The sequence below is a fragment of the Rufibacter roseus genome (genome assembly GCF_001647285.1).
Taxonomy (GTDB): Bacteria; Bacteroidota; Bacteroidia; order Cytophagales; family Hymenobacteraceae; genus Nibribacter; species Nibribacter roseus.
In genome coordinates this window covers 79,829-94,114 of record NZ_LRML01000012.1, presented here as the reverse complement: position 1 = coordinate 94,114, position 14,286 = coordinate 79,829, and the positions used below count along the sequence as shown (strand labels likewise).

General features: G+C 47.4%; 15 protein-coding genes and 1 tRNA gene. 9 read left to right on the top strand and 7 right to left on the bottom strand.

The annotated features are described in order from the left end of the window. Positions 1-101: 101 nt before the first annotated feature. The 4 genes from paaC to A8O23_RS16510 form a co-directional block, all read right to left on the bottom strand. Positions 102-857 (bottom strand): 1,2-phenylacetyl-CoA epoxidase subunit PaaC, encoded by a 756-nt coding sequence (paaC, locus tag A8O23_RS16525; RefSeq protein WP_066623548.1) that lies wholly within the window; start codon positions 855-857, stop codon positions 102-104. Between the two features lie 6 nt (positions 858-863). Continuing rightward, the gene (locus tag A8O23_RS16520) at positions 864-1,478 is read right to left on the bottom strand and encodes a phenylacetic acid degradation b (RefSeq protein WP_066623547.1); all 615 of its coding nucleotides are present in this window, start codon (positions 1,476-1,478) and stop codon (positions 864-866) included. A 156-nt stretch (positions 1,479-1,634) separates the two neighbouring features. Beyond that, entirely contained in the window at positions 1,635-2,618 is a 984-nt protein-coding gene (gene paaA / locus A8O23_RS16515; RefSeq protein ID WP_066623544.1) for a 1,2-phenylacetyl-CoA epoxidase subunit PaaA, read from the bottom strand. A 21-nt stretch (positions 2,619-2,639) separates the two neighbouring features. Next, positions 2,640-3,206 carry a TetR/AcrR family transcriptional regulator gene (locus A8O23_RS16510; protein ID WP_066623541.1) on the bottom strand — a complete coding sequence of 189 codons (567 nt, stop codon included), beginning with the start codon at positions 3,204-3,206 and terminating at the stop codon, positions 2,640-2,642. Between the two features lie 239 nt (positions 3,207-3,445). Here A8O23_RS16510 and thiL point away from each other — a divergent pair, with 239 nt between their 5' ends. Beyond that, positions 3,446-4,474, top strand: coding sequence for a thiamine-phosphate kinase (gene thiL / locus A8O23_RS16505; protein ID WP_066623538.1), 1,029 nt, complete (start codon positions 3,446-3,448; stop codon positions 4,472-4,474). Position 4,475: 1 nt separating this feature from the next. Continuing rightward, positions 4,476-4,736, top strand: coding sequence for a hypothetical protein (locus A8O23_RS16500; RefSeq protein WP_066623536.1), 261 nt, complete (start codon positions 4,476-4,478; stop codon positions 4,734-4,736). 229 nt (positions 4,737-4,965) lie between these two features. Here the strand turns inward: A8O23_RS16500 and A8O23_RS16495 are convergent, their stop codons facing one another. Both A8O23_RS16495 and rlmD read right to left on the bottom strand, forming a co-directional pair. Continuing rightward, positions 4,966-5,334 carry a hypothetical protein gene (locus tag A8O23_RS16495; RefSeq protein ID WP_066623535.1) on the bottom strand — a complete coding sequence of 123 codons (369 nt, stop codon included), beginning with the start codon at positions 5,332-5,334 and terminating at the stop codon, positions 4,966-4,968. 107 nt (positions 5,335-5,441) lie between these two features. After that, complete coding sequence (gene rlmD, locus A8O23_RS16490; protein WP_066623534.1) at positions 5,442-6,878, bottom strand: 23S rRNA (uracil(1939)-C(5))-methyltransferase RlmD; 1,437 nt, start codon at positions 6,876-6,878, stop codon at positions 5,442-5,444. A gap of 409 nt (positions 6,879-7,287) precedes the next feature. Between rlmD and A8O23_RS16485 the strand changes: the two genes are divergently transcribed. Beyond that, entirely contained in the window at positions 7,288-8,094 is an 807-nt protein-coding gene (locus A8O23_RS16485) for an SDR family oxidoreductase (RefSeq protein ID WP_066623533.1), read from the top strand. Between the two features lie 150 nt (positions 8,095-8,244). On the opposite strand, the gene A8O23_RS16480 is transcribed toward A8O23_RS16485, so the two are convergent. Continuing rightward, positions 8,245-8,856 (bottom strand): SH3 domain-containing protein, encoded by a 612-nt coding sequence (locus A8O23_RS16480; protein WP_239693428.1) that lies wholly within the window; start codon positions 8,854-8,856, stop codon positions 8,245-8,247. A gap of 210 nt (positions 8,857-9,066) precedes the next feature. Here A8O23_RS16480 and A8O23_RS16475 point away from each other — a divergent pair. From A8O23_RS16475 to A8O23_RS16450, 6 genes are all read left to right on the top strand, one after another. Continuing rightward, positions 9,067-9,139 (top strand) — tRNA-Lys (locus tag A8O23_RS16475). 415 nt (positions 9,140-9,554) lie between these two features. Further along, on the top strand, positions 9,555-10,253 hold the full coding sequence (locus tag A8O23_RS16470) for a DUF421 domain-containing protein (RefSeq protein WP_066623529.1): 699 nt from the start codon (positions 9,555-9,557) through the stop codon (positions 10,251-10,253). After that, positions 10,250-10,939 (top strand): DUF421 domain-containing protein, encoded by a 690-nt coding sequence (locus tag A8O23_RS16465; RefSeq protein ID WP_066623524.1) that lies wholly within the window; start codon positions 10,250-10,252, stop codon positions 10,937-10,939. The genes A8O23_RS16470 and A8O23_RS16465 overlap by 4 nt, the downstream gene beginning before the upstream one ends. A gap of 28 nt (positions 10,940-10,967) precedes the next feature. After that, positions 10,968-11,930: a TIGR03885 family FMN-dependent LLM class oxidoreductase gene (locus A8O23_RS16460; protein ID WP_066623630.1), complete on the top strand. Its 963-nt coding sequence runs from the start codon at positions 10,968-10,970 to the stop codon at positions 11,928-11,930. A gap of 558 nt (positions 11,931-12,488) precedes the next feature. Further along, on the top strand, positions 12,489-12,968 hold the full coding sequence (locus A8O23_RS16455) for a DUF4890 domain-containing protein (RefSeq protein WP_153042256.1): 480 nt from the start codon (positions 12,489-12,491) through the stop codon (positions 12,966-12,968). Positions 12,969-13,329: 361 nt separating this feature from the next. Then, on the top strand, positions 13,330-14,250 hold the full coding sequence (locus A8O23_RS16450; protein ID WP_161486758.1) for a serine hydrolase: 921 nt from the start codon (positions 13,330-13,332) through the stop codon (positions 14,248-14,250). The last annotated feature ends 36 nt before the right edge of the window (positions 14,251-14,286 follow it).

Genomic DNA, 14,286 nt, shown 5'->3' with positions numbered 1-14,286 from the left:
GCTGAACAGGAACCGATAGACACAAGCGGACGCTTGCGCCATAATACTTTCCTGTAATGCCTTCAAACTGAAACCGAATAACTAATCACTAAACAATCAATTTACCACTCAGCTGTTGGGTCAATCTTAAATACTTCGGCCATTTCATCAAGCAGGGGCTGTAGGTGTTCAGTGTGCTGCCCGTAGCGGCCGCCGTACACTGGCTGTAGGTTAGCAATCTCGGGGAGTTTTAGGTGTGTTTTTTCTAAAACTGCCGAAATACGCTCTAGCCATTGGTTTTGCAACGCAGCTTCGCCAGAGTAGATACCGGCATCAATCAGTTCCTGCTCGTGCTTGGAGGGCTCAAAAATTCCCAGAGCAAACGGTAAAGCATACTCCAAAGACTGTTGCAGGCGGCTGATACTTTCTTGCGTGGCGCTGCCCAATTGTTTTACAAGCGTGTTAGCGTGCAACACGTGGTACCTTACTTCGCCCTTTAATTTGGTGGCTATTTTAGCGATCTCCTCGTTGGTTGATTGGCTTAAAGACTCAAAACGAAGAATTTCCGCGTTGTCATACAAAAAATGGCGAATGAGGCTGAAGTCATATTCGCCAATAGGTAGCTCTACTAACTGGCTGTTGTGGAACTGGTCTGCGTTGCGCATAAAAGCCACGGTGTCTGGGTCGCCCTCACCCATTTGGTGTAGAAGCGTGTAGAAGGCAAGGCTATGGCCCAGTTTATCTTGAGCCATGCTAGAGAATGCAATGTCTTCTTCCAGCATAGGTCCAAAGCCGGTCCACTCAGAGTTGCGGTGCCCCAGAATAAGTTGGTCATCGGCAATTTTATAAAGCAGGTCTTTGATGGCGTTTTCTAGCATGGCAGCTTATGCTTTTTGTTCGGCTTTAAAACGGTCAATCTTATCTTGCACGCGGTAAGCTATGGCTTCACGATACTTCTTCTCTGGGGTAGTGGCCCACATGTCTCTGTCTTCTTCCTGGCGCAGAACATGTATACTGGGTATTATCCATACACTCACAACGGGCGGCGCTGGGTTTAGCGTTTGCCGTGCTACTTCCAGGGCATGCTCAGAAGACCGGGCGGTAACAGTACACACGTGCTGATGGGCTTTACCACGTTTCTTCAGGTGAAAAATTTCATAAGACTGCTCTGGACCCTCTGGTGTTACATACACTGAAGGCATGGTATCATATACAGAAGTGCTGTCATCGGCGTAGCCAGAAACAAACACATGCTCGGTACTGGCAATCCACATGCCGGAGCACATGGCGCGGCGGCTGTACTGCTCCTTTGCAAACAGAAATGCTATCTCCTCGTCGGCGGCGTGCACAGGACCTACATACGTAAAAGGTAGCCCTTCTTTCTTCTGGTGGAAGACTTCAAACGTAATGAGCTGATCCAGCGCCGGCTTGGGCAACGGATTTGGTTCCGGTTCAATTTGCAGCCGCGTTACCCGCGGATCTAAAGATTCAATTGACATGCTGGTTGGTCCTGAGTTCTGAGTCGCGAGTCTTGAGTCAGAAGGTTTAATAATTTTTGTATTTTGCAGATGCCACTTTAGGAGTAATGTCCCAACTTCTAAACCAAGAGGCAAACTCATGACTCAAAACTCAGGACTTGCGCGCTTTTGGCGCACTTAAGCCAGTGGCCTTACGTAAGTAGCTTTTGGCGCCAAAAGTGCGCGCCTTACCCAAGCTCCGCGTTCTTCTGCGGTACGGCGTACGGCCAGGCGCTCGGCGTTGCAGGGGCCATCACCGTTGATCACGCGTTTGAATTCATCCCAATCTGGTTCAGTATATTCCCACACGCCTTCTTCGTTCTTACGAAGCTTCGGGTCTGGTACGGTGAGGCCCAATTCCCAAATCTTGGGCACGTACATGTCCAGGAACTGCTGACGGCAAGCATCGTTAGAGGCCATTTTTACTTTCCAGCGCATGAGCGTTTCTGTGTGCATGCTCATTTTGTCTGACGGCCCGAAGAAAGTCATGATAGGTGGCCACCAACGGTTAAGGGCCTCCTGAATCATTTTGCGCTGAATAGGCGAGCCAGTCGCCATGTGCACCACAGCATCATGCCCGTATTTCAGGTGGAAGGCCTCTTCGGCGCAGATTCTGTCTAAGGCGCGACAGTAGGGGCCGTAGCTGCCTTTGGCGTTAGCCATTTGGTTTACAATGGCACCGGCGTCAATAAGCCAGGAAATAATATTAGAGTCGGCCCAGGTAAAGGCCGGGTAATTGAATACGTTGGAATACTTGCTTTTGCCGTTAATGAGGTCGGTGAGCATTTGCTCACGCGTTTTACCCAAAGTTTCGGCAGCGCTATATAGCAGCTGCGCGTGACCCACCTCGTCCTGCACCTTGGCCATTTGAGCCAGTTTACGGCGGAAGCCGGGGGCGCGGGTAATCCAGGTGCCTTCTGGCAAGGCGCCAATAATTTCGGAGTGGGCGTGCTGCTCAATCATTCTGATGAGCTGCTTGCGGTAAAGTTGCGGCATCCAGTCAGAGGGTTCTATTTTTTCACCTCTGGCAATACGGGCCTCAAACTCGGCTAACTTCACTGGGTCTTCCTGCTCCAAATCATCAAATTTGGTCGCCTCGAAAACGTTTCCTCCTCCGTACATAATTTAATTCGTTTTGGGTTCTCAAAAATTCTTGAGCCCGTTCAATAGCAAGTTCGAGAGGAACTCGGCAATATCATCTGGGCTCATTTTCCCTTCGGGTTTATACCACATGTGGAGCCAGTTAAGGCTAGAGAGCAACGTTAGCACCACAAATTTTTCATCGTTTACTTTGAACTCACCGGTAGCAATGCCTTCCCGTACAATCTCTCTGAAGCTTTCTTCATAAGCATGACGCATGCCATTGAACTGGCTTAAAGAAGGCTCGCTCAAATGGCGCCACTCGTTCAGGAACACGCCAGCTGCCGGCGGGTTCTTCGTTAATACGCGAACGTGGGCGGCAATGGCTAATCTGAGCTTTTCACCGGCTGGCACATCTTGGCTTTTCACTTCGTCAAAGGCTGCGTTAAACTCGTCTGCCATTCTAAAACACACTCTTTGCAGAATGTCTTCCTTTGATTTGATGTGGGAATACAAGCTCCCAGCTTCAATTCCTAACTCAAGGGCGAGGTCCCGCATGGTGGTGGCGGCAAATCCTCTTGATTTGAACAGGGTAGTGGCGACTTGGTCAATTTGTTCTTTGCGCGACATAGTGGTAAAGTTAATATTCAAATCTACAAAAGCTAACGCTCGTTAGCAAATAAAAGTTTATTCAGTTATTATGTTCTTACGGGCTCATGACAAGCGCCGCAGAAAAAGCTATCTTTGCGTTTCAACTACTCGGGGTAACCCAAACGATTTTTAGCAAGTTTTCCTAAAAATAGACTTAAAACATATTAAACGTTCATTAGTAAGGGAAAAGCTTTAAAATTTATTTAACGAATATAGTCATGTCTGAATATACTTCACTCGATTCACTTGGGGAATTTGGTTTGATACGCAGGTTGCAGGAAAACATAGAGCTGCAGAATTCTTCTACGGTGGTAGGCATAGGAGATGATGCCGCTGTGCTAGAGCCGGGGCAAAAACAAATTGTGGTGACCTCTGACATGTTGGTAGAAAACGTTCATTTTGACCTAACGTTTTGCCCGCTCAAGCATTTGGGATATAAAGCCGTGGCTGTAAATGTTTCTGACATAGCCGCCATGAATGCCACACCTACCCAGATTGTGGTGAGTTTAGCGGTGGGCGCACGCTATACCGTAGAGGCACTGGAGGAGCTATATGCCGGCATGCGCCTGGCCTGCGAGAACTACAAAGTTGACTTGGTGGGAGGAGATACCACTGCCTCTAGGGGTGGATTGGTTATTAGTATTACTGCTTTAGGCGAGGTAGAGAAAGGCAAAGCTGTATTGCGCAGTACCGCCAGTATTAATGATCTCATTTGCGTAACAGGTGATTTAGGCGGCGCTTATTTAGGCCTGCAGCTGCTGGAGCGTGAAAAGGCTGCTTTTCTGGCTGACCCTGAAACCCAACCTGAATTGGAAGGCAAAGATTACGTGGTAGGCCGCCAACTGAAGCCAGAGGCCCGCATGGATGTAATTCATGAGCTAAGGGAACTGGGCGTGCACCCAACTTCCATGATAGACATATCTGACGGATTGGGTTCTGAATTGCTGCACATCTGCTCCCAGAGCCGCGTGGGTGCCGCTATTTATCAAGACAAACTCCCTGCCGACCAGCAAACTCTAGAGACAGCCGAAGAATTTAAGTTAGACCCTGTCATGTGCATCTTGAACGGTGGCGAAGACTATGAACTGCTTTTCACCGTGAAGATGGCTGACTTTGACAAAATCCGTAACCACCCAGATATTACTATTATCGGGAATATTACGGATGCCGGCGAAGGCGTGCGACTCGTAACTCCAAGCGGCAATACCTTCCCTATTAAAGCACAAGGCTGGAATCATTTTAGTTAGAATGTCACTAGGTCTGGTAAGACTACTGTCTCTGTTTGCGGCAGTTGGGTTGCAGTTTTTGGCTTTGGAAGCACTGCAATTAGCTGCACACCCCTGGGGGTTGTACCTGATGATAGTTGGGTTTTATGTGTTGGGCAAACTACTTCAGAGGTATTCAGTAGTTCCAGTTCCAAAAGCTATTGGCTGGGGCATACAATGGGCAGGAGTGGCAGCACTAGGCTTATGGGCAGTATTTATGATCTGGCTCGCGTTCTTTTGGTAAACATAAACAAGAAAGGCAGGAGAAACTCCTGCCTTTCTTGTTTATAAAAATCACTGTAAGCTAAAAGCCTATATATAGGCGAGCTTGCTGTTCAGGAAAAAGCTACTGGCACAGACACTAGCAGGTCTGTAAGATACTGCTAGGTCTTAGGAGCAAGTGATATTGTTTTAGAGGCTGACTGCTATTGCCTGAAAGAAAAACAATCAACAATCAACAACCAGCAATCAGATTAGTCTTCTGGATACGGCACAAAAACGAAGTTCATGAAGTCGCGGTCTATCACGAAGAGGCAGCAATACTCATCTGGATCGCGGTAGGCGTGGTGGAATTCCTCTACTTTATCAGCTTGCACTAACTGCCGCCCCACAAAGTCATCGAGGTAGGAAGCGTTGATATTCCATTCCAAATCACGCTCCTCAGCGGCAATCAACAAACCACCTATTTTAGTTATCTCCCGAGAGAAAACGAAAATGGGGTACTTTGAAATCTCCCGCTTTCTAATCTGGTAAGATGCTTCTTTCAAAGTATCAGACACCTGCACAAAGTCCTTGGTGATGGTGCCTAGGTATTTACCGTTCAGTTCTGGGTCGTTCTGCATAATGGTAGCAAGTATCAAGTAGCACGTACAAAATTTAATATCAGGTTCGTTTTGGCTTGTTTTCTGTAAAACAGGCTAAAAACGCATCATCGGAACTCAGCTCTCTACTAGAGAGGAGTTGTGGGTGAAGCTTTTAATGCCAACAGCGCCACGCTTTCTACGTGGTAGGTCTGCGGGAACATATCTACGGGCTGAATTTTCACCACGTCATACAGCTCAGCCAGCATCTCCAGGTCACGGGCTTGGGTGGCGGGGTTACAGCTCACATATACAATGCGGTTTGCTTTCACCTCCAGCAATTTGGCCACTACATCGGGGTGCATGCCGGCGCGGGGCGGGTCAGTGATAATAACATCCGGTCGACCGTGTTTCGCGAACAATTCATCATTCAGCACCTCGCGCATATCTCCAGCGTAAAAATGGGTGTTGGTGATGTCGTTTATCTGCGAATTGATTTTGGCGTCTTCAATGGCACTGGCCACATACTCAATTCCTACCACCTGCGCGCAGTTCCGGGCCACAAAGTTAGCAATGGTGCCCGCGCCTGTATACAGGTCATACACAGATTCGGTACCATTCAGCAGCGCAAATTCTCTGGCCAATTTGTACAGGTTATACGCCTGCTCAGAGTTGGTCTGGTAGAATGATTTCGGCCCCACTCTGAAACGCAGCCCCTCCATTTGCTCATGAATGTACGGTTCGCCGTGGTAGCACACCACGTTCAGGTCATGGAAAGTCTCGTTGCCTTTGTTGTTGACCACGTACTGCAAAGAGGTGATCTGCGGGAACTCCTGCAGTAGGAAATCCAGCAGCGGGTGTAGCCACTCCGGCCTGTCCTGGAAAACCTGCACTATCACCATCAGGTCGCCGGTATTGGCGGTTCTAATGATGAGGTTGCGGAGGTAGCCTTCCTGCTTCACCAAGTCAAAGAATGGTAGGTTATTTTCGCGGGCGTAGTTCTTTACCGCTAGTCGTATCTCATTGCTTGGCAAGGGTTGCAGATAGCAATGCTGCACGTCCACTATCTTATCGAAACGCAGCGGAATATGGAAGCCTAGTGCGCGGCGGTCTACATCTTGTCCGCTATCAATCTGTTTTTTGGTCAGCCAGCCGTAGTCAGAGAATGTGTATTCCAGCTTGTTCCGGTAAAAACTAATGCGGTCCGATGGTAGAATAGGCAGCATCTCGTGGCCTTTGATCTTGCCAATGCGCTCCACGTTGTCATTTACCTGCTTCTGCTTAAAGTGCAGCTGGGTGTCATAGCTGATGTGTTGCCACTTACAGCCGCCGCACACGCCAAAGTGCTCACAGAACGGCTCTACGCGTAGGTCTGACCGCTCATGAAAATGAATAGGCACCGCCTCCAGGTAATTCTTCCGCTTCTTCGTCACCCGCACGTCCACCACGTCGCCGGGTGCCACGTCAGAGATAAACACCACCATGTTGTCGTGGCGGCCAAGGCACTTGCCCTCAGCAGCCATTTCCTCTACCCGCAGTTGGAGTATCTCTTCGTATTTATGTTTTTTCTTCTTGAATTTTCTCACAGTGCCGCAAAAATACAAAGAAAACTCTGCACAGTAACCAATAAGGTTGAATGCTGTTTGGAGCTATTTTCAAGAAAACAAGTTGAAAACAGCTCGTGCCACGGTCATCCTGAGCGCAGCCGAAGGATCTAACGAAGAAGTTTTAACTCATTCAGTCTGTGTTAATGGATGCGTAAAGGAAAGTTTGAGCCGCTGAAAGAGACTTGCTTTTCTCTACTTGTAATACCCGTTAGATCCTTCGGCTGCGCTCAGGATGACTGTTAGCTGTAGAAGACTTGTCTGGGAAGTCAGTGCCTTACAGTCATAACAAACGCATCATAAAGCCGTCTTCTCCTGCCAGAGTAATACCAACCAAAAAGTTCTTGTAGCTTTGCAAAGGTCCTTAGGGCCTTAAAGTAGCAAAGAGAAAATGAAAGATAAAGTCATCATCATAACCGGCGGGTCATCAGGTATTGGGCGGGCGTGTGCCTTTTCGTTTGGGAAGGCCGGTGGTAAAATTGTCATTAACGGCCGCAACAGCCAAAAACTGCAGGAAGTAGGGCAGGAGCTGCAGAGCGCGGGAATAGAATATTTAGCCGTGCCCGGCGATGTGAGCAAAGAAGAAGACTGCCGTATATTAATTGAGCAAACCGTGGCCAAATATGGCCGGATTGATGTGATGTTGAACAACGCGGGCATAAGCATGCGGGCACTGTTTCAAGATGTGGATCTGGAGGTGATACGTCAACTGATGGACATTAACTTCTGGGGCACTGTGTACTGCACCAAATTTGCGCTGCCGTATATATTGGAGGCTAAAGGTTCTGTTATTGGTGTGTCGTCCATTGCTGGTTATCAAGGTTTGCCAGGGCGCACGGGCTATTCTGCCTCAAAATTTGCCATGCAGGGTTTCCTGGGCGCGCTCCGTACCGAAACGCTGCACCAGGGCATACATGTCATGGTAGCCTGCCCCGGTTTTACCTCTTCCAACATCCGCAATACCGCCTTGGCCGCCGACGGTAGCCAGCAGGGAGAGTCGCCGCGGAATGAGGGCAAGATGATGACCGCTGAGGAAGTAGCCGAGAGAATTCTGGAAGCCACCCGCAAACGCAAACGAGATCTTGTGCTCACCACACAAGGTAAACTGGCGGTGTTGCTAGGTAAATTCCTGCCAGGCCTGACAGATAAACTGGTGTACAACCAGATGAAGAAAGAACCTAATTCCCCGTTCAAGTAGTTTCTGTTTCAGAGCTACTTCCAAAAAAAGAGGCCTAAAACAAAACTTGAGGAACCTCTGTGTCGGAAGGATTGGAATAAGAAAGCAATAGCTGATAATGCCTTCCAAAATATAAGGCTGACAAACTCCCTAATTCCTAATTCTTAATTCCTAATTATTTAACGGATGGGGGAGAAGTAGCAGATTGTTTTTCCGGATATAGGCAGTTTGGTCATTCCACTCAATGCGGTACCAAATATCCTCTTCCCCCAAAATGTCTACTTTGTGCCCTATGCCTACCGACGCAATTAGAGCGGCTCCCGCCGATGGGCCAGCCATGATAGGCACATTGGTGCTTTGAATAATACCTTGTTTGCCCAAGGTTAAGAAGTTGGCGAAATAGAAAATAAAGACCAAGTACACAAAAAAGATCACCTTGGTATAAGGCCTTATATACAATTTCTTTCGCCAGCGCAGCAGCATAATAAACAAGCCCAAGGCGGCTAAAAAAACTAACCCGTTTAAAATTTGGGTGTAGTACTTGTAGAACTGTGTTTTGAAAAAGTCCCAGTCGGTATAGGTATAGCCTTCCAGTTGCTGCTCAAGACCTACTTCCTCCATTTTCCGTAATACAGAACGGCTTGGGTGCTTGCTGTAATACAGTTGCAGGTACTTCATAGACTGCGTGTATTGTTGAAGGCCCTCGTGAATGTAGGCCATCTTTAAAAGCATTTGCGGGGTATACACCTGTTCCTGGTCAAGCAACTGCTCGTATATGCGCAAAGCATTGGTGTATTGGTGTTGCGTATAGAGAGAATCAGCAGTTGTTAAGCGATCTGTAGCGGATTGAGACAGAACAGGTTGGGCTATTCCAAACCAGAGTACGCAAAAAAGCGAACAGAATTTGCGGAAAATGTTTGGCATTTAGTGAAAGAGACTTTACTTTTGCATCGCAATTGAGGGTAACGCCCTTATAAGCAAAGGTAGTAAAAAGATTCTGTAGCTCAGCTGGTAGAGCAATACACTTTTAATGTATGGGTCCTGGGTTCGAATCCCAGCGGGATCACTTCTAAACCCCTTCTAGTTCATCTGGAAGGGGTTTTTTATTGCCCTGAATTATAGGTGTGCTGTAAAGGTGGCAGCTAGATTCTAAACCGGTGCAACTTTAGCGGAAGGGATAATTCCCATAGATTGTATCCAGTGCTTTTCCAAGGCAGTCCTTTTTCATTTCTTTTATTAGCCTCTCCTCTGAATTGCCATTGTGCACTTGCTGCAAAAAGAGATATTCCTCTTTGGCCACAAAGTACTATCGCATTGTTTTCAACTTATTCCGAAGGAGATAATGTATGATGATGTAGTATTAAAAGGGGCAACCTTCATGCTCCGTACTTACTCTCAGGTATGATACCTTTTCATTAACCGTATTAATTCATCCCCCTCAAGATAACTCTTTTGCAGGAGATACTCGTATTCGAGGAGGTATGAAAAAGGAAGAGATATATCTGGGAGACTGGCAGCGCCTGCTCTTCGGCAATGCCCCTGCCGAATTTATGCTAGAAGTGCTGCTGAGGTCTCTGGTGATTTTTGCAGTGCTGCTTGTGGTGCTTCGTCTTTTAGGCAAGCGCATGAACGCGCAGCTTACCATTTCTGAATTGGCCGTCATGCTCACACTAGGAGCTATTGTGGCGGTACCCATGCAAATTCCGGAACGTGGCATTTTGCAAGGCATCATTATTCTGGTTTGCGCTCTTGTTTTTCAACGGGGATTAACCTGGCTTACGGTTAAATCAAGAAAAGCCGAAATGATCACCCATGGGCATCATTCTATCATAGTCCGTAATGGGGTACTGCAAATAGAGGAAATGGAGAAAAGCCATCTTTCTAAAGAGCAGGTGTTTTCAGCGCTCAGGACCCACAATATCATGCACTTAGGGCAGGTAAAGCGGCTATACATGGAAGCCTGCGGGTTGTTTTCAGTTATACGGCAACCAGATTCCAAGCCTGGCCTCTCTGTCTTACCCATAAAAGACAAAAACTTGCTAGAGGCCCAAAGCCATGCCCAGGAAAAAATAGCCTGTGTCCGCTGTGGTACTCTGCTCGAAAATATAAATCAAGATAAGCATTCATGCCCCACGTGTAGTTGCGATGAGTGGGTGCCTGCCGTTACCGACAAAAAATGAACCCGGAAGAAATACAAATAACCGATTGGGGCCGCATCTTTTTAGGTGAAGTGCCCGGTAGCTTCATGCTGGAGGTCGTCATCAGGATAGCTTTTATGTACCTGGTGCTTATGGTGTCTATGCGGGCAATGGGCAAACGGATGGCTGGCATGTTAGGCCGTACCGAAATGGCCGCTTTGGTTTCATTGGCGGCCTCCATTGGGGTGTCTCTGCAAGACCCTACCAAAGGCCTTTTGCCAGTAGTCATTATTGCGGCAGTGGTAGTAACCATTCAGCGTTTCATTGCCTGGCGAGGCACCCAAAGCTCTGATTTTGAGCAGAAGGTGATGGATGACCTAGATATTCTGGTAGAGGATGGTTGTCTGAACTTAGAGGCAATGGAAACAACTCGGGTAACGCAGGAACGCATGTTCGCCCAGCTACGGCATGAAGGGATTTTTAACCTTGGTAAAGTGAAACGGGTATACCTAGAGGCGAATGGTTCTTTCAGCATTCTGCAGTTTCCAGAGGAAAGAGACGGTTTGTCCTTGATCCCAAACATGGACCCTGAGCTGCAAGAGAGCCAACCAAGAGCCGCAGAAAAACTAGCCTGTACTAGTTGCGGCAAACTCATGCAAAAGCAAAGTACAACCAAGTCGTGTGACCGATGTGGGAAAGAGGATTGGTCTGAGGCGGTGCATTGCTGAGAGAAATTGACAAGTGGAGAAAAACATTATGATAAACGTAGGATACCATATTTCACATGAGCAGTTTGCGCCAAGTAAATTGCTTCAATTGGCAAAAAGAGCAGAAGAGGCAGGGTTTGCCTTTGCCATTTCCTCAGACCATTTTCACCCCTGGAGCAACCAGCAGAGTCACTCTGGTTTTGCCTGGTCTTGGTTAGGAGCCGCCATGAGCGCGACCAGCCTGCGGTATGGAGTGGTGAACTGTCCTGCGTATCGGTATCATCCGGCCATCATTGCCCAAGCGGCGGCTACATTAGACGAGATGTTCCCGGGCCGGTTTTTCCTGACCGTAGGCAGCGGGCAAGCCATGAATGAAGCCATTACGGGTATGCGCTGGCCATCTAAACCAGAGAGAAATGACCGCCTGAAAGAATGCGTGGACATTATAAGAGCCCTTTGGAAAGGGGAAACCGTGAACCACCATGGCCTGATAACGGTAGAAGAAGCCACGCTCTACACACGTCCTAAAAAAGATATACAATTGGTGGCCGCCGCCATTACCTCAGAAACAGCTGCCTGGGCAGCCAGCTGGGCTGATGGGCTAATTACCATTTCACAACCGCTGGACAAACTACGGAAAGTGGTGGATGCCTGGAAAACGAACGGAGGTGAAAACAAGCCCATGAAAATAAAGGTGCAGCTTTCTTATGCCAAAACAGACCAGGAGGCGCTACTTGGTGCGCATGAACAGTGGAAAACAAATGTTTTCGGCAGTGCCATGCTAGCCGACTTGCGTTTGCCAGAACAGTTTGAGCAGGCCGCTAAGTTTGTGAAACCTGAAGAAATAAGAGAATTCGTACATGTGTCGCCGGAACCGGAGCAGCACCTGGAGTGGCTACAGAGCTACATTGACCTTGGTTTCAGTGACATAGACTTACATAATGTGAACACGAAACAAGAGCAATTTATTGAAGTGTTCGGGGAGAAAGTGGTACCAGTTCTCATGAAATAAGTTTGAGCGGTTTCTGTTTTAGGCCTGTTTGAGAAAAATCAGGCCTAAAACAGATCTAGGAACAGTAGCTTGATCAGTTTTAAGTTAGAATCTGTTGAGAAAAACATTAAGAAGGTGGAACCTGCTTAGAAAATCTCTCAAATTCAGGAAAGCCGCTGCAATAGTTGGTGTTCTCACAGTTTCCGTCAGGCTAAGCCCTGAAGTGTATAGTTTTATTCAGGCCCCTGCCCTTGTTGGTGTTATCACCAACAAGTAAAACTGCAGACAAAGCGGTAATCTTTGCTTTTCCTTCAATAGCTTATCAATGCAGACAAAGTCCCGCTACTACCATTTTAAAAGCCATTGTGCTTGTTGGTGATAACACCAATAAGGGCAGGAAACTCTTTTTTTTAAATTTGTAAATACTTGGTGCATAGAATATTGATGTGGTTAATTGAGATTGGGGAGGTTGGTTTTATTTTTTGGCACGTGGTTTGAATAAAGCATAGCAACTAAGCTAGAAAAGTTCTGGAGCTTAGTAACAAAGACTTGAAAACAAACCCTCAAAAAGATAACAAGATGAAAAAGTTAGTTGCAATGATCGCCCTTGGAGCCATGGTAACCGGTACCACATTTGCCCAAACCACTCCGCAGAAAGACAGAAAGCCACGCACTGAGCGAGCCGGACAAGGCAAAGGCGACCGTCAAGCCAAAAGCCCCGAAGAAAGAGCTGCTAAAAGAGCTGAGATGATGACTAAAAAGTATAATCTCTCCGCTTCTCAGCAAACTAAAATCAAAGCCCTTCACGAAAAGCAAGGCAGAGAAATGGCTGCCCTACGTGGCAAGCGCGGCCAAGGCCAGGAGATCAGCCAGCAGCAACGTGAGGCCATGAAAGCCAGACACGAGCAATACAACAACGAGTTAAAAAGCATCCTTACTCCTGAGCAATATGCCCAGTATCAAGCCGACCGTCAGAACAAAGGCAATGGCGAGCACAGAGGCAAGAAGAAAGGCTACTCAAAAAGAGGTGGCGAAAGAAAGCAAGAGCAGAAAAGCTAAGTGATTTTAGTAGTTAAGGTGAAAGCAGAAAGGCCAGCGCAAGCTGGCCTTTCATTTTTGTATAGGTGCCGTTTTGTAATTACTGCAGACCTAAAACAGCAGCTTTGCTTGTTGGTGATAACACCAACAAGGGCTGATGTGGTAGGTAATCTGTGGCTAAAGCTCACCGTCACTAAAGCTTTGCCGTCCGCCTTTGTTGTGTGTTTTCACCAACAAGCCTAATGGCCTTGGGTGTGGTAGAGGCTTTCAATTGAGTCTTAATAGGCTGGTCAACTGGTAGCATGTAATTTGAAGTTCTGGGGGTAAGCGCTACCTTAGAGTTCCTCTTTTCTGAAAAGAAGCCAATGAGATGCCTGCCTCTATGAAAAAGCTACTATTTCCGTTCCTGTGTTTCTTGTTCCTGACCAATTCTATGTACACCCACGCGCAACAATCGCCTCAACAGGTTCTTCGGCTAAAGACCGAAGCTCAACTCAGAGAAATGATAGATGCCTCGCCGGCAGTTACAGGACTGGTGGCCGTAGATTTAACATCTGGTGAAACATTCAGCTTTAACCAAGATGTCCAGTTTCCGCAGGCCAGCGCCATTAAGGTTCCTATTCTACTAGAGGTCTATAAGCAAGCTCAGGAAGGAAAGTTTGCCTTAACTGATGTTCTGTCCATTGAACCGGCTACTGTGGTGGGAGGCACCGGCATCATCAAAGATTTAGTAGATACTTCCTCTTTCAGCATCAGAAACCTGGCCGTGCTTATGATTGCGCTTAGTGAAAATACCGCCACCAATGCACTCATTGATTTGGTGGGGATGCAGAACATCAATAAAACGATGCAAAACATGGGGCTCAAACAGACAAGGGTGCAGCGCAAGATGATACAAGCCGCGGCTTCCGGACGCGGAGAAGAAAATATTTCTACCCCTGCCGATGCCGCTAAAATGCTGCAGATGCTTTACAAAGGCGAGTTTTTAAATAAAGCCACTTCCCAAGAAATACTTTCCATCCTTCTCAAAACCGACAGACAAACCAGCAGGTTATCCGCTGGAATTCCTCAGCATGTACCACTGGCTTTCAAACCCGGCATCTTGAACGGGGTATCAACAGAGTGGGCCATAGTACTATTGCCGGAGCGGCCATACGCCATCGCCATTATGGAAAGCTACAAGCAAAGCGGGAAAGCAGAAAAGATCATGGAAGAGGTGTCCGAGGTGCTGTACAATTACTTTTGGCGTTTAGGCAATGCCACCCGTTACGGTACCTACGTAGATCCAAAATTGATCAAATAGTTTTCATCTGTTCTTTGAATATTCCTTCATTAATCC